This is a genomic window from Agrobacterium sp. 22094 (assembly GCF_052046015.1).
GTDB lineage: Bacteria > Pseudomonadota > Alphaproteobacteria > Rhizobiales > Rhizobiaceae > Agrobacterium > Agrobacterium cavarae.
The window spans coordinates 358,889-379,639 of record NZ_JBQEPX010000005.1 but is presented as its reverse complement, the minus strand read 5'-3'; the positions used below and the strand labels follow the sequence as shown (position 1 = coordinate 379,639).

Below are 20,751 nucleotides of genomic sequence, written 5' to 3'. Positions count from 1 at the left end.
TCAGTGAGCGGACTTATAAGAGACACACCCCAAACAAGTCAACAGACGTTTTTCATAAATCTGTCGTTTTCTCGTAAGTAACAGTAATCGTTGCGTTTTTTCGAGGGCACGCTTCTGGCAGCATCTCAGACCCTGACATCAAGCGTGTTTTACAGCTCTGCAAATCGCCCATCTCTTCAATGATGCGCTCACCATGCTAAGCTCGACGCATAAGAGAAGAAGGGAAAAGTCGATGCTGGTTCTGAATGAAGACGAAACGCGCAACGCACTGGCGTGGCCACAGCTTATCGAAGCGATCGAAACGATGTTTCGCACCGGTTGCGAGATGCCCGTTCGGCATCATCATGATGTCGCCGTGCCGGGCGAGAGGGATGCGACGCTTCTGATGATGCCCGCCTGGGTGCCTGGCTCCTATATGGGTGTGAAGATCCTTTCGGTCTTCCCGGATAACAACACCCGTGCCCTGCCCGCAATCTTCGGAACGTATCTTCTCTCTTCCGGCAAGACTGGGGAAATGCTGGCGGCAGTCGAAGGCGGCGAGTTAACGGCGCGGCGGACTGCGGCGACCTCCGCTCTCGCAGCAAAATACCTCGCGCGGCCTGATGCATCGTCCATGCTGATGGTCGGTACCGGGCGCCTGTCGCTCAACCTGATGCAGGCCCATTCCACGGTGCGAAACATTTCCACCTTCCATATATGGGGACGGAATATGGCCTCCGCGGAGAAGGCAGCCGCTGAAGCCCGGCAAATGGGGCTCAATGCTTTTGCCTGCGCCGATCTGGAAGTCGGCGCACGGGACGCCGATATCATTTCCTGCGCCACGCTCTCCAACGAGCCATTGATCCGAGGCGCTTGGCTGAAGCCGGGCGCGCATCTCGATCTCGTTGGAGCCTTCAAGCCGTCCATGCGCGAGAGCGACGATGCGGCCGTGCAGCTGGCAAGCGTTTATGTCGATACCTTCGATGGCGCTCTTAAAGAAGGGGGCGATATCGTCCAGCCGCTCCAGGCCGGTCTGCTTCAGCGAGAGGATATCAAGGCAGAGCTTGCCGATCTCGTTTCAGGGCGTCAAAAGGGTCGAGACAACGATAACGAGATCACGCTGTTCAAATCGGTCGGTGCGGCGCTGGAAGATCTGGCTGGCGCGATCCTTGCCTATGAAAGCGTGACGCGACGGACCAACTGACGTCATGACGAGTACGATCAAAACGGCAATCCAGGATTCGAGCAATCTCCCGGTCACGGATGTGCTGGCTGCGTTGGGGCAGGAACTCGCCCGCGCGAAGAAAGCCGTTCTGTGCGCCCCGCCAGGGGCCGGCAAGACGACCCTGGTGCCGCTCTATCTGCTCGACCAGGAGTGGCTTGGCGACGGCAAGATCATTCTTCTGGAGCCTCGACGGCTGGCGGCACGTGCGGCGGCAAGCCGCATGGCGTCACTCCTGAAGGAGGATGTCGGGAACACGGTGGGTTATCGCATGCGTCTCGACAATCGCGTTTCTGCCAGAACGCGAATCGAAGTGGTGACCGAAGGCGTGTTCGCGCGGATGGTTCTGGATGATCCGGAGCTTCGCGGCGTGTCCGTCGTCATCTTCGATGAATTTCACGAGCGCTCGCTTGATGGCGACTTTGGCCTCGCGCTAGCGCTGGATGTGCAGGCAGGCCTTCGCGATGATCTGCATTTGCTGGTGATGTCCGCCACGCTGGATTCGGAGCGGATCAGTGCGCTGCTCGATGACGCGCCTGTCATCACCAGTCTCGGCCGGAGCTTTCCGGTCGATATACGCTACGAAGACAGGGCTGGACAGGAGCGGGTCGAAGACAAGGTGGCGCGGGCCATCATCGAGGCGCATGCCGCAGAGGCCGGATCGATCCTTGCCTTTCTTCCGGGTCAAGCGGAGATCAAGCGGACCGCTGAGAGACTGGAGGGCCGATTCGATCCGAATACGCAGGTGATCCCGCTATATGGAAACCTCTCGCAGAAAGAACAGGACGCAGCGATCAAGCCAGCGGAAAGCGGTCGGCGCAAGATCGTGCTGGCAACCTCGATTGCGGAGACCTCGATCACCATCGACGGTGTGCGGATTGCCATTGATAGCGGGCTGCAACGCCTTCCCGTCTTCGAGCCCTCCACCGGCATCAGCCGGCTTGAGACAGTAAAGGTCTCTCGCGCGTCTGCCGATCAGCGTGCTGGCCGCGCGGGGCGAACGGGGCCGGGTATTGCCATCCGTCTGTGGCACGCGGGACAGACAGCGGCGCTGCCTGCCTTTACGCCGCCGCAGATTCTCGCCAGCGACCTTTCCGGTTTCGCGCTCGATCTTGCCCATTGGGGTGTCAGTGATCCGGCGTCCCTCAAATTTCTCGATCAGCCGCCAGCGTCTACGTTGAAAGAGGCGAATGCGCTGCTGCAAGGGCTTGGCGCTCTCGACCGGTCTGGCGCGATGACCGCACGCGGCAAGCTGATGCGCGAGATGGCCCTGCCGCCGCGCCTCGCAGCCATGGTTCTCGCGGCAGAAGAGCTTGGATGTGGCCATGAGGCTTCGCTGCTTGCTGTGCTGCTCACTGAACAAGGGCTCGGCGGTAATGAGATCGATCTGGAAGAGCGGCTTCGCCGGTTCAAGGGCGAGAAGACGGAGCGCGCAGCCGCTGCCAAAGGACTGGCAAAACGGCTCCTTTCCTCCCTTCCAGGCAAAAGGGACGGATCGGAAGCAGCTCTGACGGCCGGGCAGCTTCTGTTGCATGCCTTTCCGGATCGCATCGCATTCCAGCGTGGTGGGCGCGGTCGGTATGTGATGGCGAATGGACGTGGTGGAGAGGTGGAAGAGACGCAGCGACTGGCGGCCGAAAAGATGCTGGTGGTCGCCGACATCGTCGGCCGCGCCGCACGCCCGAGGATTCTGGCGGCCGCTTCGATCTCACTGCGGGATGTGGACGCATTTCTGCCAGAGGCGATCGTCAAGGAGGACCAGCTTTTCTTCGATAAGCAAAGCGGTCAGGTCCGGGCAAGACGCGTCTCGCGCATCGGCGCCATTATTCTAGATGAAACACCACTTGCGCGCCCGACCGGAGAGAAGGCGGCGCAAGCGCTTGCGAGCGGCATCCGCGAATATGGGCTCGGCATTGTGCCCTTTTCTAAAGAGGCCCAGCAGTTGCGCCATCGTCTCGGCTTTCTTCACCGCAGTGTCGGCGCGCCATGGCCGGATATGAGTGACGCGGCGCTGATCGACCGGCTGGACGAGTGGTTCGTGCCCTTTCAGCATGACGCCAAGACGATCCATGAGATCAATGGCGGCAACATCATCGATGGGCTGCGCTCGCTGGTTCCGCACGAGGAACTGCGCCAGCTTGGCAAATTGCTTCCTACCCATTTCGAAGCGCCGACCGGACAAAAGCACTCGATCCACTATGAGGGCGAGGAGCCGACGCTGACCATCCGCGTGCAGGAGCTCTTCGGGTTGAAGGATCACCCGAGTGTGGCAGGCGGCAAATTGCCACTCTTACTGGAATTGACCTCGCCTGCCCACAGGCCGATACAGACCACGCGGGATTTGCCAGGGTTCTGGGCCGGCTCCTGGAAGGACGTGCGCGCGGATATGCGCGGGCGTTATCCGCGCCATCCCTGGCCGGAAGATCCGGCATCCGCGCAAGCCACACATCGCGCCAAGCCGCGCGGCACATGAGATGATAACGAGGCACCAATGGCAAAGCAGCCTGTAGAAACGACACGGTTCGGCCGCGCCAGCCGCCAGATCAGGCTGCAGACCATTGTCTGGCTGCGCTGGCTTGCCGTGGCCGGGCAGAGCGCCACGCTTCTGATCGTTGCGTTTGGTCTTGGCTTTCCCCTGCCATTGCTGACCTGCGCGCTTCTTATTGCCGCCCTTGCGACTGCAAACCTCTTTCTATCGGCTCGGTTTCCGGCGACCTATCGTCTGGAGCCCTGGGAGGCGACGCTGCTGCTTGCCTTCGACCTGCTGCAGTTGACGGCGCTGATCTATATTACCGGCGGATTGTCCAACCCATTCGCGCCGCTGATCTGCGTTCAGGTCATCATCGCCTTTGCCTCGCAGCCGCTGAAACATTCTCTCGTTTTGCTGTTCTTCGCGCTGGTTTGCGCAACAGCGATTGCATTTTCGCCGTTTCCGGTTCCCTGGTATCCGGGGGAAGAATTGCCGATCCAGCTCATCATCCATATCGGCATCTGGTGCTCGATCGTGGCAATGATGCTGTTTGCAGCCTTCTATGCCTACCGCGTCTCGCATGAGGCCAATCAGCTTGCCGATGCGCTTGCTGCGACCGAACTGGTGCTGGAGCGGGAAAAGCACCTGTCGCAACTGGATGGTCTCGCCGCAGCCGCAGCCCATGAATTGGGTACGCCGCTCGCAACCATCAGCGTGGTCGCCAAGGAGATGCAGCGCGAGCTTGGAAAGGACGAGCGCTTCAGCGAGGATGTCGCGCTTCTACGCAGCCAAAGCGAGCGATGCCGCGATATTCTGCGCCGGCTGACATCGCTTTCTGCCGAAGGCGAAGAACATATTCGCCGGCTTCCACTCTCCTCTTTGATCGAGGAAGTGATGGCACCGCACCGGGAATTCGGCGTGAAACTCAAGTTGGTGGAAAAGTCCGGACGGGCAGACGAACCGGTCGGGGCGCGCAATGCCGGTATTCTCTACGGACTTGGAAATCTGCTGGAAAACGCTGTCGATTACGCCAAGGATATGGTGACCGTCACCGTGGCGCATGATCAGCAGCAGGTGATGGTGACGATCGAGGATGATGGCGACGGCTATTCGCCGGATATCCTCGCACGCATCGGCGATCCTTATGTGACCAAAAGGCACAATGATGCGACGGCTGGAGGGCTCGGACTTGGTCTCTTCATTGCCAAGACGTTGCTGGAACGATCCGGGGCTTCACTGACATTCGAAAATCGTGGACCAAATGCCGCAGGTGCGAGGGTGACCGTCATCTGGCCGCGATCGGTCATGGAAGATAATAAGAACCGGTGATCTGAAGTCTCTTAGGAAACCCTCACGCTTGTGGCGCTTGTGGCGCATGAGGGATATGATCGCCGAAAGATAACAGAATGACCGAAGGAAACGACCCATGGCTGATGACGGACAGAAGCACGAAGAAGAGGCGATAACGGCTTCGGATGCGATCGGTCCGGATAAGTCGCTGCTGGTCGTCGATGATGACGGTCCCTTCCTGCGCCGTCTGGCGCGCGCCATGGAAGCGCGTGGCTTTGTGGTGGACACCGCCGAATCGGTGAGCGAAGGCATTGAGAAATCGAAGAGCGCGCCGCCGAAATATGCGGTGGTGGACCTGCGGCTCGGCGACGGCAATGGATTGGAAGTGATCGAGGCCATTCGCCAGCATCGCGATGACACGCAAATCGTCGTGCTGACCGGCTATGGAAATATTGCGACCGCCGTCACTGCCGTGAAGCTCGGTGCGCTTGACTATCTGGCAAAACCAGCGGATGCCGACGATGTCTTCAACGCGCTGACACAGCGCGAAGGCGACCGGATGGAAGTGCCGGAAAACCCGATGTCTGCCGACCGGGTGCGGTGGGAGCACATTCAGCGCGTCTATGAAATGTGCGAGCGAAACGTCTCGGAGACGGCGCGACGGCTAAACATGCACCGCCGCACGCTGCAGCGCATTCTGGCCAAGCGCGCGCCCAAGTAAGCAACGGGATAGGGATCAGTCCGAGTAGCTGGTGCCGGTGGACCATTCCGCCATCATCAGGCGGCGGGCGGCCGTCCTGGAGAAATCAAGCATCAGAGATTTGCGAGTGGCCGGCGCCAGCTTATGTTCTGGCGCCTCGCGCACCATATGGGCGCCATATCCATCCGAGAGAAAAAGGCCGCACTCTTCGGGAAAGATATCGAGCGGGACGCCAGCGTGGGTGGCGAAGAACAGCCGGTCGCAATGTAGCCGATAATCCGGCCACTTGCGGTCCACCCTGAAATCCTCGATCGAGGATTTGATCTCGATGATCCAGATTTCCCCTTTGACCGACAGGCTGATGAGATCCGCACGCCGGCCGCTGGATAGCGCCAGTTCCGGCAGAACGGAGTGCCGCATCTCGTTCAGCAATATCTGCACACCCCGGCGCACAAGCATGGCTTTCTCAGATTGGCGACCGTCGATTAACGGGTTGTTATTGGTAAAGGAAAGAATAGTCATGGACGGATTCTGGAAAAGGCCCCCGAAATTGTTGCAAAAAGACCATGAAGCAGCATATTCGCACAAGCGGTAATCTTGCTGCGGTGCGATGGCTTGCAAAGCATGGATTAATCGAAAATAACCCGATGATCCAATATCGCTTCATGCACCGCTTATATAAGCGAATTTTCCGCGAGAACACCATGCGCATTCGCACTTCATTGACTGCACTCGGCCTGTCGTCCATCCTTGCGCTGACCGGCTGCGCGTCCACAACGACTGAAACCTCTTCCGCCCGCCCGCTCGCTGCTCCGGTTGTCGTCGAGACCGCCCAGATCTTCGGCGATGAAGTTTACGGCGCGACAACGGATGCTGGTTATGCCCTGCCCGCCATTCCGATCAACCGCGTTGACAAGAAGTTTCATCGCCAGATCGTGAACTATGAAACCGCTGAAAAGCCGGGCACGGTGATCGTCAACACCCGCGAGCGCTTCCTTTATTACATCCTGCCCGGCGGCAAGGCCGTGCGTTACGGCATCGGCGTCGGCAAGCAGGGTTTTGCCTGGGCTGGTGAAGCCTATGTGGCCTGGAAGCAGGAATGGCCAACCTGGCATCCGCCGAAGGAAATGGCCGCCCGCAAGCCTGAAGTTGCCAGATATGTCGAAAACGGCATGGGTCCCGGCATCAGCAATCCGCTCGGTGCGCGCGCCATGTATCTCTTCAACGAACAGGGCCAGGATACGTTGTTCCGTATCCACGGTTCGCCTGAATGGGCCTCGATCGGCACCGCCGCCTCTTCCGGCTGCATTCGCATGATCAACCAGGACGTGATCGATCTCTACAGCCGCATCCGTCCAGGCCGCAGCTCCAAGGTTATCGTGATCCAGTAATTTCCGGATCCTGAGTATTGAAGAAGCCGCCGTGGATCTCCCGGCGGCTTTTTTTGTTTCCGGTCTGAGATGCCTGCCGATCAGCGTGCATCCCGGACGGTGAGAGGATGCTCTCAGGCGCGTTGTTTCGCCTTCAGTTCAAGACGGCGACGGTGAAGGACCGGCTCGGTATAGCCGTTCGGCTGCGCCCTGCCCTTCAATACCAGTTCCACTGCCGCCTGGAACGCAACCGAATCGTCGAAGTTGCCTGCCATGGGCGTATAGGCCGCATCGCCGGCATTCTGCTGATCGACCACGGCTGCCATGCGCTTCATGGTCTCGACGATCTGCTCCTCCGAGACCACACCATGGCGCAGCCAGTTTGCCATGTGCTGGGCCGAGATGCGCAGCGTCGCACGGTCTTCCATCAGGCCGATGTTGTTGATGTCCGGCACCTTGGAACAACCGACACCTTGGTCGACCCAGCGAACGACGTAGCCCAGAATACCCTGGGCGTTGTTATCCAGTTCGCGCTGGATTTCCTCAGGCGTCCAGTTGGGGCGAACCGCGACGGGAACAGAGAGAATATCGGCGAGCTTGGCACGATCGCGGCTTTTCAACCCTTCCTGCACCTGGGCGACGTCGACCTTGTGATAATGCGTCGCATGCAGCGTTGCGGCCGTTGGCGAGGGCACCCAGGCCGTGTTGGCACCTGCCTTGGGATGGGCGATCTTCTGCTCCAGCATGGCGGCCATCAGGTCGGGCATGGCCCACATGCCCTTGCCGATCTGCGCATGACCCGACAGGCCGCATTCGAGACCGATATCGACATTCCAGTTTTCATACGCCGCAATCCAGGCGGCCTGCTTCATGTCGCCCTTGCGGATCATCGGACCCGCTTCCATCGAGGTATGGATTTCGTCGCCGGTGCGATCGAGGAAGCCGGTATTGATGAAGACGACGCGGTCCTTGGCGGCGCGAATGCATTCCTTGAGGTTGACGGTCGTGCGGCGTTCCTCATCCATGATGCCCATTTTCATGGTGTTGGGGCGCATGCCGACAAGCTGTTCGACGCGGGTGAAAATCTCAGCTGCGAAGGCGACTTCTTCCGGGCCGTGCATCTTGGGCTTCACGACATACATCGATCCGGCGCGCGAGTTCTGGTGGCGACCAATCGGGCCGACATCGTAAAGCGCAATGAGACCGGTAATGACCGCATCCATGATGCCTTCCGGAACTTCCTGGCCATTACGGTCTAGGATAGCGGGGTTCGTCATCAGGTGGCCGACATTGCGCACCAGCATCAGCGAGCGGCCGGGAAGCGTCAGAGCCGTTCCGTTGCGCGCGGTATAATTTCGGTCGGGGTTCAAACGACGGGTAAAGGTTTCCCCGCCCTTGGAGACCTCCTCGGTCAAATCACCGCGCATCAGGCCGAGCCAGTTGCGATAGACGACCAACTTGTCCTCCGCATCCACGGCCGCGACGGAATCCTCGCAATCCATGATGGTGGTCAGCGCCGATTCGAGGATCACGTCGGAGATGCCAGCGCGATCAGCCTTGCCGATGGCAGTGGTGGGATCGACGACGATTTCGATATGGATGCCGTTGGTTTTCAGCAAAACAGCAGATGGCTTCGACGCATCGCCATCGAAGCCGGCGAAATGTGCCTGATCGGCAGGGGTTGTCGAACTGCCGTCCAGGTCGATGACCAGGGCACCGTCAACCACGCGCAAGCCGCTGACATCGGCCCATTTGCCGCTCGCAAGCGGTACGGAGCCGTCGAGGAATGATCTTGCCCAGGCGATGACCTTTTCGCCCCGACGGGGATTGTAGCCCCGGCCCTTTTCGGCGCCGTCGTCTTCGGCAATCGCATCCGTGCCGTAAAGCGCATCGTAAAGCGAACCCCAGCGGGCATTGGCGGCGTTCAGCGCGTAGCGCGCATTCATCACCGGTACGACGAGCTGCGGCCCGGCAAGTTCGGCGATTTCCGGATCGACGTTCTGGGTGTTGACCTTGAAGGCCGCGCCTTCCGGAACGATGTAGCCGATCTCGCGAAGATAGGCCTCGTAGGATGCGAGGTCGGATGGCGCACCGTTCTGGCGATACCAATCATCGAGCTTTTCCTGGAAGGCGTCGCGCTTGGCGAGGAGCTCTTTGTTCTTCGGCGCAAGATCGTGAACGATCGCAGAGAAACCGTCGAAGAAGGTGTCGGCGTTCAGCCCCGTCTCGGGCAGAACCTCATCCTTCAAAAACTGGTAGAGCGTCTCGTCGAATGACAGTCCGTTATGCTCGATGCGGCTCACAACATATCTCCCTATGATCATTGTCCATAGAGTGGAGGCTGTACCCAGCCTCCGTCAACCGTCGCTATGCATCAAAGATTTTTTCCGTTGAGGAAATAATCTCAAAAACCTGTTCCAGTTAGAGAAGCTTCTGCAACTCTGGCAGCTTCTCATTGATCAGCCAGCCATAGTAATTCTCTTCCGGCCAGACCGTACCGCCGCTTTGGCGGTTCTTCTGCGCCAATGCGGCGGCGCGCTGCTGTGAGCCACCGAGATTGTAAAGCGTCGATGTCAGGCCAGGATTTTTGGAAATATCCATGTCGGCGATCGACTTGTAGTCATCGATGGATTTGCGGATCGCAGCGGCCATATAGGCAAGCGAATGATCGGGATCCATGATGGCCGTATAGACGGCAGAGGCATCGTTCTCGTCTAGCTTCTCATAGCCAGAGGTGCGCGCCACCGTATCCGACAGCATGAGTGCCGTCAGCGGATTGATCTGTCCCAGCCCGAATGTCTGGCCGGCATAGAAGGGCTGAAAGAACACGGCACTGAAGCGGTTATCGGGATAGCTGACGCCCTCGACCGTCTTGCCGCGGAAGCTCGCCTCCCAGACATCTTCGCGACAATTCCACAGGCTGTAGGAATCGCTTTTCGACTGGCATTTGGCAAATTGCGAATGCGTCAGAAACTGCGCAATCGTTTCATCCTTGTAACCGAAGCGGAAACTGTTCCCTGCGTAGGATGCCGCCTTCACATAGTAGGACTGCAGGCGATCATAGGCATCGACATTGTAGGTGTGTTCGCCAACGATCGCGCCGATCATGTGGATCGGATCGATGCCATAGCGGCTTGCCGTCGATTTGATCTTGGAGATCAGCTGCTTGTCGCTGGACAGAAGCTCGTAGACTTTCTGGTATTTCCGCTCGTAGGTGGAGTTCGAACCCTTGGTACGGCGCGCCGATGCACCTGGAACATTCGGCTGTTCCGCATTGCGGTTACCAGGCGGCACGAGCGTCGCGGCCTCAGCATAGGACGGGAGAACAGTGCCAATGGCCAGAAGCGTGGCCAATGCCAGGAGAGTTTTGCGCACGAGCGGATGCCTTTTCTCTTGCCGGCTCTCTTGCCGGAGTAATCCAGAGGATCGACTTTGGACATTCATTAACGAAAAGCGATGCCACATGTCGAGAGAAGGCCGGTAAAATAAGAGTGCGGCAAGATTTGCCGCACTCACTCTAATTTTTGAAACTTCTTCTCGGGTCTGCCTTAAAGAATGTAGCGCGACAGATCCGTGTCGGCGGCGATATCGCCCACATGTTCCTTGACGTAGGCGTCATCGATCTTGACTGACGAGCCGCCGCGATCGGGCGCGTTGAAGGAGATTTCGTCGAGAACACGCTCCATGACCGTTTGCAGACGGCGCGCACCGATGTTTTCGACCGATGAATTGAGGTGGACCGCCACGTCGGCCAATGCATCGATGGCATCGTCGGTGAAATCCAGATCGAGTTCTTCGGTTGCCATCAGCGCCTTATACTGGCGGATCAGGCTCGCTTCGGTTTCGGTCAGAATGCGGCGGAAGTCTTCCTTTGTCAGCGGCTTCAGCTCCACGCGGATAGGCAGGCGGCCCTGAAGTTCAGGCAGAAGATCGGAGGGCTTTGCCACATGGAAGGCGCCGGAGGCGATGAAGAGGATGTGATCCGTCTTTACCGGTCCATATTTCGTCGAGACCGTGGTGCCTTCGACCAGCGGCAGGAGATCGCGCTGCACGCCTTCACGAGAGACGCCGGCACCCATGCCACCATCGCGGGCGGCGATCTTGTCGATTTCGTCGAGGAAGACGATGCCATCATTTTCGACCGATTTGACCGCTTCGCGCTGGATTTGCTCGTTGTCCAGAAGCTTGTCGGACTCGTCGCGAATCAGTTCGGCATAGGATTTCTCCACCGAGGTGCGGACCTTCTTGGTGCGCCCGCCCATGGCCTTGCCGAACATTTCAGACAGGTTGAGCACGCCGATATTGGCGCCCGGCATGCCGGGGATCTCGAAGCCGGGCATGCCGGAGCCGGTATCGGCGACCTCGATATCGATTTCCTTCTTGTCGAGTTCGCCATCGCGCAGCTTCTTGCGGAAGCTGTCACGGGTGGCGGGCGACGCGGTCTGCCCGACGAGAGCGTCAAGAACGCGCTCCTCGGCGCTGGCATGGGCCTTGGCCTGGACCTCAGCACGCATCTTTTCGCGCACAAGGCCGATACCGATCTCGACCAGATCGCGGATGATCTGTTCGACATCCCGGCCGACATAGCCGACTTCGGTAAATTTCGTCGCTTCCACCTTGATGAAAGGGGCACCGGCGAGCTTTGCCAGGCGTCTTGAAATTTCGGTCTTGCCGACACCGGTCGGTCCAATCATCAGAATGTTCTTCGGCATAACCTCGTCGCGCAGGCTCTCATCGAGCTGCTGGCGGCGCCAGCGGTTACGAAGCGCAATGGCGACCGCGCGCTTGGCATCGTGCTGACCGATGATGTAGCGGTCCAGTTCCGAGACGATCTCCCGGGGAGAAAAAGTGGTCATTTCGATCCTTTCGGCTTCCTGTTGCGGCCAGCCAAGACGGCCCGGCCCGCAGGAACCATGGTTTGGTGATCCGTGCGCTTATTCAGCGTCCAACGTTTCAATGACGAGATTGTGGTTGGTGTAGACGCAGATATCCGCGGCGATATCGAGCGCCTGACGGGCAACCTCTTCGGCTGACTTATCCGAATCCATCAAGGCACGTGCCGCGGCAAAGGCGTAGTTGCCGCCAGAGCCGATAGCGATTGCGCCATGTTCGGGTTCCAGAACATCGCCATTGCCAGTGATGGCAAGGGTGATCGACTTGTCGGCGACGAGCATCATGGCTTCGAGATTGCGCAGATATTTGTCTGTTCGCCAATCCTTGGCGAGTTCGACCGCGGCGCGCATCAGCTGGCCTTGATATTGCTCCAGCTTCTTTTCCAGCCGGTCGAGAAGGGTGAAGGCGTCTGCCGTGGCACCGGCAAAACCGGCGATCACTTCGCCCTTGCCGATGCGACGTACCTTGCGGGCGTTGCCCTTCATCACGGTCTGGCCAAGGCTGACCTGTCCGTCGCCGGCCATGACGACCTTGCCGCCCTTTCTCACTGTAATGATTGTTGTCATAAAGCACCTGTCTGCCCATCCGGGCCTTGCATCTAAAGCTATCGAACCGCTGATCGGCTGCGGTCCTTTTCGCAAATTATGTAAGTCCCGTTTTGCCGATTGCAATCTTGCTTAACCGTAGCAGCCAGGCGGCACTCACAAGACGATGGAATGACTGGATATTTGAGGTGCAGGCTGGTAAGGAACGGCCAGATTGTCCAAGGAGCAGCCGCAATGGCAGAGCGCACAGCCGAGATTTCCCGCAAGACCAACGAGACCTCCGTCTCGGTCCGCGTGAATATCGATGGAACGGGTACGGCGAAAATTTCGACAGGCGTCGGCTTTTTCGATCATATGCTGGACCAGCTGAGCCGCCATTCGCTGATCGACATGGAGATCGACGTGAAGGGCGACCTTCATATCGACGATCACCACACGGTCGAAGATACCGGCATTGCCATCGGCCAGGCGATCGCCAAGGCCTTGGGCGACCGCAAGGGCATCACCCGTTATGCCTCGCTCGACCTTGCCATGGACGAGACGATGACGAAGGCTGCCGTCGATATCTCCGGCCGCCCCTTCCTGGTCTGGAACGTGCAGTTCTCCGCACCGAAGATCGGTACATTCGATACGGAACTGGTGCGCGAATTCTTCCAGGCGCTGGCGCAGAATGCCGGGATCACGCTGCATATTCTCAACCACTACGGCGCCAACAACCATCATATCGCCGAGACGTGCTTCAAGGCGGTTGCGCGCGTATTGCGCAGCGCCACCGAAATCGATCCCAGGCAGGCAGGTCGCATTCCTTCAACGAAGGGTATGCTGGCCTGATCCGGTGAAACATGAAGAGCAACCGAGACCGGTGCGGCTCTGAACGTCGTCAGGAACGCCAATGACATCTTATCTTGTTCTGGAAGCGCCGGGCGGGCCCGACAGGGATCACCGCACCACTCGCTTCATCGCGGACAGATTTTCGTGGCTTGCTCTTTTGTTTCCGTGGCTCTGGTTTGCCATCCATCGCATGTGGTGGATTGCTGCCTCCTTCGTCATTCTGCAGCTCGCGGCAGGTCAGGTGTCGAGGCTCGATGGCCTCGGCATAGTGGGCCTCCTATTCACCATCACGGCAGGGTTGATAGCCGGATTCGAAGGTCGCAACCTGCTTCAGCGCCATTTGATCGCCAAGGGCTGGACGCTGAAGGACGTCATCGTGGCACGCGATCTTTCGACGGCGGAAGAGATGTATTTTTCGAACCTGCCCGAACAGGACGATGCGCATATGACGGTGTCGCAGCCTGAGTGGAAGACCCGTGATCGGGTGGGCGGCTTCATGACGAACGATCCCGCGGGCTCGTTTCAATTCGATTTGAATGGAAGGCGCTGATATGCGTGTGGCAATTATCGATTATGGCTCCGGCAACCTTCGATCTGCGACAAAGGCGTTCGAGCGCGCGGCGCGGGAAGCCGGCATCGACGCGACAATCGACCTGACCGACAAGCCTGAAAGCGTGGCGTCTGCAGACCGTATCGTGCTGCCAGGTGTCGGCGCCTATGCCGATTGCCGCGCCGGATTGGGTGCGGTGACGGGCATGCATGAAGCGCTGATCAATGTGGTGGAGAAGAAGGGTCATCCCTTCCTCGGCGTCTGCGTCGGTATGCAGCTCATGTCCTCCCGCGGCCTTGAGAAGACAGTGACCGAGGGGCTCGGCTGGATCGAAGGCGATGTGGTGGAGATGACGCCATCGGATCCGGCTCTCAAAATTCCGCAGATCGGCTGGAATACGCTGGAGCTGCACCGCCCTCACCCGCTCTTCGACGGCATCAAGACCGGACCCGACGGCTTGCACGCCTATTTCGTCCATTCCTACCATCTGGCAGCGAAGCACCGGAATGACGTGATCGCCACCACCAATTACGGTGGCGCGATGACCGCCTTCGTTGGGCGCGACAACATGGCTGGCGCTCAGTTCCATCCGGAAAAGAGCCAGACACTTGGTCTTGCCCTCATTTCGAATTTCCTCCGCTGGAAGCCCTGACATGATCCTTTTTCCCGCAATCGACCTCAAGGACGGCCAGTGCGTTCGCCTGAAACTCGGCGATATGGACCAGGCCACCGTCTACAACACCGATCCCGGCGCGCAGGCCAAGGCCTTTGAGGACCAGGGCTTCGAGTGGCTGCATGTGGTGGATCTGAACGGCGCCTTTGCCGGCCAGACCGTCAATGGCGAGGCGGTCGACACCATTTTGAAATCCACCAGGAACCCGGTGCAACTGGGCGGCGGTATTCGCACGCTGGAGCATATCGAGGCCTGGCTGAGCCGCGGTCTCGCGCGCGTCATCCTCGGCACCGTTGCGGTGCGCGATCCGGTGCTGGTTCTGGAAGCTTGCAAGCGCTTCCCCGGCCAGGTTGCCGTGGGAATCGATGCCAAGGGCGGCAAGGTTGCGGTCGAAGGCTGGGCGGAAGCCTCCGAACTTGGCGTGATCGAGCTTGCCAAGCGCTTCGAAGGGGCAGGCGTTGCCGCGATCATCTACACCGATATCGACCGTGACGGCATTCTGGCCGGGATCAACTGGGCCTCGACACTCGAGCTTGCCAATGCGGTGTCCATCCCGGTGATCGCATCCGGCGGGCTTGCCTCCATCGACGATATCAAGCGCATGCTGGAGCCGGATGCGGCGAAGCTGGAAGGCGCCATTTCCGGGCGCGCGCTCTATGACGGTCGCATCGATCCGGCAGAGGCACTGGCGCTGATCAAGGAGGCACGGGCATGACACTGAAAGCACGCATTATCCCCTGCCTTGACGTCAAAGACGGTCGCGTCGTCAAGGGCGTGAACTTCGTCGATCTGATCGATGCCGGCGATCCGGTCGAGGCGGCGAAAGCCTATGATGCGGCCGGTGCCGATGAGCTTTGCTTTCTCGACATCACCGCCTCTTCCGACAATCGCGAAACGATTTTCGATGTGGTGTCACGCACCGCCGATCACTGCTTCATGCCGGTGACGGTGGGGGGCGGCGTTCGTGCCGTGTCGGATATTCGCAAGCTTCTGCTCTGCGGTGCCGACAAAGTGTCGATCAATTCGGCAGCGGTCAAAGACCCGGATTTTGTCGCCCAGGCGGCGGATAAGTTCGGCAATCAGTGCATCGTTGTCTCCATCGATGCCAAGAAGGTGTCGGCCAGCGACGAAGCCGATCGCTGGGAAATCTTTACCCATGGCGGACGCCAGCCGACAGGCATTGATGCGGTGGAATTTGCCGTCAAGATGGTGGAGCGTGGTGCCGGCGAATTGCTGATTACCTCCATGGATCGCGACGGCACGAAGAGCGGCTATGACATTGCGCTGACCTGCACCATTGCCGATCAGGTCCGTGTTCCGGTTATCGCTTCCGGCGGTGTCGGAAATCTGGACGATCTGGTGGCGGGCGTGAAGGAAGGCCATGCGACAGCGGTTCTGGCGGCGTCGATCTTCCACTTCGGCACCTATACGATCGGGCAAGCCAAGGCCTATATGGCCGATCATGGCATTGCCATGCGTCTCGACTGATTTTTGAAAGGACAAGCGGCATGAGCGGGTTTTCCCTTTCCGATCTCGAGCGCATCGTTGCCGAACGCGCCAGCGCATCGCCTGATCAATCCTGGACGGCCAAACTTTTTGCCGCCGGCCAAGCCAAGGCGGCCAAGAAGCTCGGCGAAGAGGCGGTCGAAACGGTGATCGCGGCGGTCTCGCAGGATCGCAAGAACCTGACGGACGAGGCAGCCGATCTGCTTTATCATCTTCTCGTGGTCCTCAAGATCGCCGATATCCCTCTCTCCGATGTCTTTGCGGAGTTGGAGAGACGGACGGGTCAGTCCGGATTGCAGGAAAAGGCATCAAGGCCGCAATCATGACGACGATGGCACGCAGGGGGGAGCAAGGCATGCCAACGACGCTCGATCATTTCAGGCCGGATGAATACTCGCCCTATCACTTCTTCAGTTCGGAAGAGTGGTCGAAGTTTCGCGCCGATACGCCCCTGACGCTGTCCGCCGACGAGGTGAAACGCCTCCGATCGCTTGATGACCCGATCGATCTCGACGAGGTTCGGCGGATCTACCTGTCGCTCTCGCGACTGCTCTCGTCCCATGTGGAAGCGTCGCAACTGCTCTTCGAACAGCGCAACCGCTTCCTCAACATGGAACACGTCAACAAGACGCCTTTCGTCATCGGCATTGCGGGCTCTGTGGCGGTCGGAAAATCCACCACGGCGCGTATTCTGAAAGAGCTTCTGGCGCGCTGGCCTTCCAGCCCAAAGGTCGATCTCATCACCACGGACGGGTTTCTCTACCCGAACGAGGTGCTGCGACGTGAGAACCTCATGGAGCGCAAGGGCTTTCCGGAAAGCTACGATATCGGCGCGCTTTTACGCTTCCTTTCCGCCATCAAGGCGGGCCAGCCGAACGTCCAGGCGCCCCGCTACTCGCACCTGGTCTACGACGTCCTGCCCAGCGAGTTCACCAATGTCGATCGGCCCGACATCCTGATTTTCGAAGGCATCAACGTGCTGCAGGCGCGCAACCTGCCGGCCGGCGGGCGCATCGTGCCGATGGTGTCCGACTTCTTCGATTTTTCGATCTATATCGATGCGGACGAGACGATCATCCATAACTGGTACGTCAACCGCTTCATGAACCTGCGCAAGACGGCCTTCCGCGACCCGACATCCTACTTCAATCGGTATGCGTCGATTTCGGAAACTGCGGCGCTCGCGATCGCAGAAGGGCTTTGGGAGAATATCAACCTCAAGAACCTGCGCGAAAACATCGTACCGACGAGACCGCGTGCCGATCTCATCCTAAGAAAGGGCCAGAACCATCTGATCGACATGGTGGCGCTGAGGAAGCTCTAAGCCTGGAGACGGCACCGAGAGCGTTTCCCGGCCAAAGCTGTTAATCCTGTCCCGGCTTGCCACGCATCTTCTTGATATCCGAGCGGCCTGATTTTGCTTTCAGTCGCCGCTCAACAGAGCCTTTTGTCGGCTTTGTGGCCTTGCGCGGCGGCGGCGGCGGCTCGGCTGCCTTGAGGATCAGTTCTTTCAGCCGCTCCCGCGCGTCTTCCCGGTTCCGCTCCTGAGTGCGGAACTGACTTGCCTCGATCATCAGCACGCCTTCTTTCGAGACTCGCCGCCCACCAAACTTGACGAGATTGGTCTTGATCCGATCCGAGAGCGCCGGAGAAGCCGTGATGTTGAAGAAGAGCTGAACCGCGGTGGAGACCTTGTTGACATTCTGTCCGCCCGGCCCGCCAGCCAGCACGAATTGCTCCGTCAGTTCCCATCCGGCAATCGTTATTCTGCTGCTGATGTAAAGGGGCGCGCTTGCCATGTCATTCTCCGGCAGGCGTGATGCCACAGATGCGGTGGAATGAAAACAGTTGAGAAGGCTTCCAGCGCCGGAAAGAACTGATAGAGCGCCGTGAGTCCGTTTAGACGCACAAAGGACGCTCTATCTTCTTTAAATCTGCGCATCGTGCTTTTTCGAACGAAAAACCCGGCACGAGGCCGGGTTTCGTATTTTGAAGAGATCGACCGCTTATTCGGCGGCAGCCAGGAGGCCAGGAGCCGCGTCGCGGACGGTGCTGTCGACGTGGTCTTCGAACTTGGTGAAGTTCGTGACGAACATGTTGACCAGCTTCTTGGCTTGCGCGTCGTAGGCAGCGCCATCGGCCCAGGTCGAGCGTGGGTCGAGGATGCTGTTGTCGATGCCTTCGAGCGAAGTCGGTACGGCAAAGCCGAAATTGGCGTCGGTGCGGAACTGGGCGTTCTTCAGCTCGCCGGTCAGTGCAGCGGTCAGAAGCGCGCGGGTGGCCTTGATCGGCATGCGCTTGCCAATGCCATAGGCACCGCCGGTCCAGCCGGTGTTGACCAGCCAGCAATCCACACCATGCTGTGCAATCAGATCACGCAGCAGGTTGCCGTATTCCGTCGGATGACGCGGCATGAAGGGAGCGCCGAAGCAGGTCGAGAATGTTGCTTCCGGCTCGGTCACGCCCTTTTCCGTGCCGGCGACCTTGGCGGTGTAGCCGGAGAGGAAGTGGTACATGGCCTGTTCCGGCGTCAGACGCGCGATCGGCGGCAGCACGCCGAAGGCATCGGCGGTCAGCATGATGATCGTCTTCGGATGACCTGCAAGGCCGGTCTTCGAGGCGTTGGGAATGAAGTGCAGCGGGTAAGCGCTACGCGTATTTTCCGTCAGCGAATTGTCGTTGAAATCCGGAACGCGGTTTTCGTCGAGAACGACATTTTCCAGAACCGTGCCGAAGCGACGGGTTGCCGCGTAGATTTCAGGCTCAGCTTCCGCCGACAACTTGATCGCCTTGGCGTAGCAGCCGCCTTCGAAATTGAAGATGCCGTCTTCGCCCCAGCCATGCTCATCGTCGCCGATCAGCGTGCGGGCGGGATCGGCAGACAGCGTGGTCTTGCCGGTGCCGGACAGGCCGAAGAAGACAGCGGCATCACCATCCGGGCCGACATTGGCCGAGCAGTGCATCGGCATGACGCCCTTGGCAGGCAGCAGGTAGTTGAGAACGGTGAAGACCGACTTCTTGTTCTCGCCGGCATAGGATGTGCCGCCAATGAGGACGATACCCTTGGTCAGATCGCAGGCGATGACCGTTTCGGTGCGCACGCCGTGACGGGCAGGATCAGCCTTGAAGCTTGGCAGGTTGATGATGGTGAGCTTCTGCTTAAAGGAGCCAAGCTTCTCGCGCGCCGGGCGGATCAGCAGGTTGCGAATGAAGAGGCCGTGCCAGGCAAGCTCGGTAACGACGCGGGTCGGCAGCGCATTTTCTTCATCGGCACCGCCGACGAGATCCTGAACGTAGAGTTTCTTGCCGGCGGCATGCGCGAGCATATCCTTGTGCAGGATTTCGAAATGCTCAGGCGACAGCGGCTTGTTGTTGTCCCACCAGATCGCATTTTCCGTGTGGGCATCGCGCACCACGAATTTGTCCTTCGGAGAACGGCCGGTATGCTGACCGGTGACGGCGCGCAGAGCGCCGTCGACGGTGATGTCCGCCTCGCCGTTGCGGATCGATTCTTCGTACAACTCACTCTCGATGAGGTTGTAATGTACGACAGCGGCTCCGCCCAGACCGAGTGCAGCCACTCCGTTTTCTGGATTGTGTACTCCGAGTTCTTTCATGGCGCGTTCCCTTTTTCTGAATGCGAGCCGTTCAAATTTTCAGTGAAGCTAACGGCAACAAACAGGATTGGCAAGATACCGCACGAAAAATATTCAACAATTTCAATATATTAATCGATTTAAAAGATTTTATTCCTTTTTAAATCGGTTTAGCCACGCTGCAAATCCGGACTCTTAGTCTCTGCTGGAATATCCTGCTGCAAAGCTCTCCAATCGCAGGGCTTGGCCTTTGCCACAATTTGTTCCACCTTTATACTCATGAGACGTGTTCGCGGCGCACAACCTAGGCTGGGGTGAATGTCGGGAGCATAGATTGCAAATGACGACGGAGACCAATTTAATGCAGACGATTGCGCTTGTAGACGACGACCGTAATATCCTGACATCGGTGTCGATCGCGCTCGAAGCGGAAGGCTATAAGGTCGAAACGTATACCGACGGCGCCTCCGCCCTTGACGGGCTGATTGCGCGCCCGCCGCAACTGGCGATCTTCGATATCAAGATGCCACGCATGGACGGCATGGAACTGTTGCGTCGCCTTCGGCAGAAGTCGGACCTTCCCGTCATCTTCCTCACCTCCAAGGATGAGGAAATCGACGAGCTGTTCGGCTTGAAGATGGGCGCCGACGATTTCATCACCAAGCCGTTTTCGCAGCGCCTTCTGGTGGAGCGCGTCAAGGCGATCCTGCGCCGCGCCAGCAGCCGTGAAGCAGCGGCGACCGGCGCAAGCCCCATGAAGATCGCAGCCGATCAGGCCGCCAGAACGCTGGAACGCGGACAGCTTGCCATGGACCAGGAGCGCCACACCTGCACCTGGAAGGGCGAGCCGGTGACACTGACCGTCACCGAATTCCTGATCCTGCACTCGCTGGCACAGCGCCCAGGCGTCGTCAAAAGCCGCGATGCGCTGATGGACGCCGCCTATGACGAGCAGGTCTATGTCGACGACCGCACCATCGACAGCCACATCAAGCGCCTGCGCAAGAAGTTCAAGCTGGTCGACAACGACTTCGACATGATTGAAACGCTTTACGGTGTGGGTTATCGCTTCCGCGAAGCGGCGTGAGGCCGCATAATGACGCCGCATAAGCGGGGCTGAGGAACG

General features: G+C 59.0%; 20 protein-coding genes. 13 read left to right on the top strand and 7 right to left on the bottom strand.

Annotation, left to right across the window (positions count from 1 at the left end; genetic code table 11):
- Positions 1 to 232 precede the first annotated feature (232 nt).
- From ACTJK5_RS20595 to ACTJK5_RS20580, 4 genes are all read left to right on the top strand, one after another.
- Positions 233 to 1,183, top strand: a complete 951-nt coding sequence (locus ACTJK5_RS20595) for an ornithine cyclodeaminase family protein (protein WP_440613127.1) — start codon at positions 233 to 235, stop codon at positions 1,181 to 1,183.
- A 4-nt stretch (positions 1,184 to 1,187) separates the two neighbouring features.
- Positions 1,188 to 3,674 (top strand): ATP-dependent helicase HrpB, encoded by a 2,487-nt coding sequence (gene hrpB, locus ACTJK5_RS20590; RefSeq protein ID WP_440613126.1) that lies wholly within the window; start codon positions 1,188 to 1,190, stop codon positions 3,672 to 3,674.
- 18 nt (positions 3,675 to 3,692) lie between these two features.
- Positions 3,693 to 5,000, top strand: coding sequence for an ActS/PrrB/RegB family redox-sensitive histidine kinase (locus ACTJK5_RS20585; RefSeq protein ID WP_440613125.1), 1,308 nt, complete (start codon positions 3,693 to 3,695; stop codon positions 4,998 to 5,000).
- A gap of 97 nt (positions 5,001 to 5,097) precedes the next feature.
- On the top strand, positions 5,098 to 5,682 hold the full coding sequence (locus ACTJK5_RS20580; RefSeq protein ID WP_062597505.1) for an ActR/PrrA/RegA family redox response regulator transcription factor: 585 nt from the start codon (positions 5,098 to 5,100) through the stop codon (positions 5,680 to 5,682).
- A 15-nt stretch (positions 5,683 to 5,697) separates the two neighbouring features.
- On the opposite strand, the gene ACTJK5_RS20575 is transcribed toward ACTJK5_RS20580, so the two are convergent.
- Positions 5,698 to 6,183 carry an MmcB family DNA repair protein gene (locus tag ACTJK5_RS20575; RefSeq protein ID WP_113227381.1) on the bottom strand — a complete coding sequence of 162 codons (486 nt, stop codon included), beginning with the start codon at positions 6,181 to 6,183 and terminating at the stop codon, positions 5,698 to 5,700.
- A gap of 182 nt (positions 6,184 to 6,365) precedes the next feature.
- Between ACTJK5_RS20575 and ACTJK5_RS20570 the strand changes: the two genes are divergently transcribed.
- Positions 6,366 to 7,052 carry a L,D-transpeptidase gene (locus ACTJK5_RS20570; RefSeq protein ID WP_062424793.1) on the top strand — a complete coding sequence of 229 codons (687 nt, stop codon included), beginning with the start codon at positions 6,366 to 6,368 and terminating at the stop codon, positions 7,050 to 7,052.
- Positions 7,053 to 7,165: 113 nt separating this feature from the next.
- On the opposite strand, the gene ACTJK5_RS20565 is transcribed toward ACTJK5_RS20570, so the two are convergent.
- The 4 genes from ACTJK5_RS20565 to hslV form a co-directional block, all read right to left on the bottom strand.
- Positions 7,166 to 9,334: a malate synthase G gene (locus tag ACTJK5_RS20565; protein ID WP_440613124.1), complete on the bottom strand. Its 2,169-nt coding sequence runs from the start codon at positions 9,332 to 9,334 to the stop codon at positions 7,166 to 7,168.
- A gap of 118 nt (positions 9,335 to 9,452) precedes the next feature.
- Positions 9,453 to 10,406: a DUF1402 family protein gene (locus ACTJK5_RS20560; RefSeq protein WP_112519296.1), complete on the bottom strand. Its 954-nt coding sequence runs from the start codon at positions 10,404 to 10,406 to the stop codon at positions 9,453 to 9,455.
- 173 nt (positions 10,407 to 10,579) lie between these two features.
- Positions 10,580 to 11,887, bottom strand: coding sequence for an ATP-dependent protease ATPase subunit HslU (hslU, locus tag ACTJK5_RS20555; protein WP_062444636.1), 1,308 nt, complete (start codon positions 11,885 to 11,887; stop codon positions 10,580 to 10,582).
- Positions 11,888 to 11,965: 78 nt separating this feature from the next.
- Positions 11,966 to 12,490, bottom strand: coding sequence for an ATP-dependent protease subunit HslV (gene hslV, locus ACTJK5_RS20550; RefSeq protein WP_062444634.1), 525 nt, complete (start codon positions 12,488 to 12,490; stop codon positions 11,966 to 11,968).
- A gap of 213 nt (positions 12,491 to 12,703) precedes the next feature.
- On the opposite strand from hslV, the gene hisB reads away from it, so the two are divergent.
- From hisB to coaA, 7 genes are all read left to right on the top strand, one after another.
- The gene (hisB, locus tag ACTJK5_RS20545) at positions 12,704 to 13,300 is read left to right on the top strand and encodes an imidazoleglycerol-phosphate dehydratase HisB (protein WP_062424656.1); all 597 of its coding nucleotides are present in this window, start codon (positions 12,704 to 12,706) and stop codon (positions 13,298 to 13,300) included.
- A 61-nt stretch (positions 13,301 to 13,361) separates the two neighbouring features.
- Positions 13,362 to 13,850, top strand: coding sequence for a DUF2628 domain-containing protein (locus tag ACTJK5_RS20540; protein ID WP_440613123.1), 489 nt, complete (start codon positions 13,362 to 13,364; stop codon positions 13,848 to 13,850).
- 1 nt (position 13,851) lies between these two features.
- On the top strand, positions 13,852 to 14,502 hold the full coding sequence (gene hisH, locus ACTJK5_RS20535) for an imidazole glycerol phosphate synthase subunit HisH (protein ID WP_440613122.1): 651 nt from the start codon (positions 13,852 to 13,854) through the stop codon (positions 14,500 to 14,502).
- A gap of 1 nt (position 14,503) precedes the next feature.
- On the top strand, positions 14,504 to 15,238 hold the full coding sequence (gene hisA, locus ACTJK5_RS20530) for a 1-(5-phosphoribosyl)-5-[(5-phosphoribosylamino)methylideneamino]imidazole-4-carboxamide isomerase (protein ID WP_440613121.1): 735 nt from the start codon (positions 14,504 to 14,506) through the stop codon (positions 15,236 to 15,238).
- A complete protein-coding gene (gene hisF, locus ACTJK5_RS20525; protein ID WP_153312637.1) occupies positions 15,235 to 16,011 on the top strand; it encodes an imidazole glycerol phosphate synthase subunit HisF in 777 nt (258 codons plus the stop codon). The genes hisA and hisF overlap by 4 nt, the downstream gene beginning before the upstream one ends.
- A 20-nt stretch (positions 16,012 to 16,031) precedes the next feature.
- Complete coding sequence (locus ACTJK5_RS20520) at positions 16,032 to 16,355, top strand: phosphoribosyl-ATP diphosphatase (RefSeq protein ID WP_153312636.1); 324 nt, start codon at positions 16,032 to 16,034, stop codon at positions 16,353 to 16,355.
- A 5-nt stretch (positions 16,356 to 16,360) separates the two neighbouring features.
- On the top strand, positions 16,361 to 17,353 hold the full coding sequence (gene coaA, locus ACTJK5_RS20515) for a type I pantothenate kinase (protein ID WP_186330281.1): 993 nt from the start codon (positions 16,361 to 16,363) through the stop codon (positions 17,351 to 17,353).
- Positions 17,354 to 17,393: 40 nt separating this feature from the next.
- On the opposite strand, the gene arfB is transcribed toward coaA, so the two are convergent.
- Positions 17,394 to 17,828: an alternative ribosome rescue aminoacyl-tRNA hydrolase ArfB gene (arfB, locus tag ACTJK5_RS20510; protein ID WP_313057208.1), complete on the bottom strand. Its 435-nt coding sequence runs from the start codon at positions 17,826 to 17,828 to the stop codon at positions 17,394 to 17,396.
- Positions 17,829 to 18,035: 207 nt separating this feature from the next.
- Positions 18,036 to 19,646 carry a phosphoenolpyruvate carboxykinase gene (locus tag ACTJK5_RS20505; RefSeq protein WP_440613120.1) on the bottom strand — a complete coding sequence of 537 codons (1,611 nt, stop codon included), beginning with the start codon at positions 19,644 to 19,646 and terminating at the stop codon, positions 18,036 to 18,038.
- A 340-nt stretch (positions 19,647 to 19,986) separates the two neighbouring features.
- On the opposite strand from ACTJK5_RS20505, the gene chvI reads away from it, so the two are divergent.
- On the top strand, positions 19,987 to 20,712 hold the full coding sequence (chvI, locus tag ACTJK5_RS20500) for a two-component system response regulator ChvI (RefSeq protein ID WP_062444621.1): 726 nt from the start codon (positions 19,987 to 19,989) through the stop codon (positions 20,710 to 20,712).
- The last annotated feature ends 39 nt before the right edge of the window (positions 20,713 to 20,751 follow it).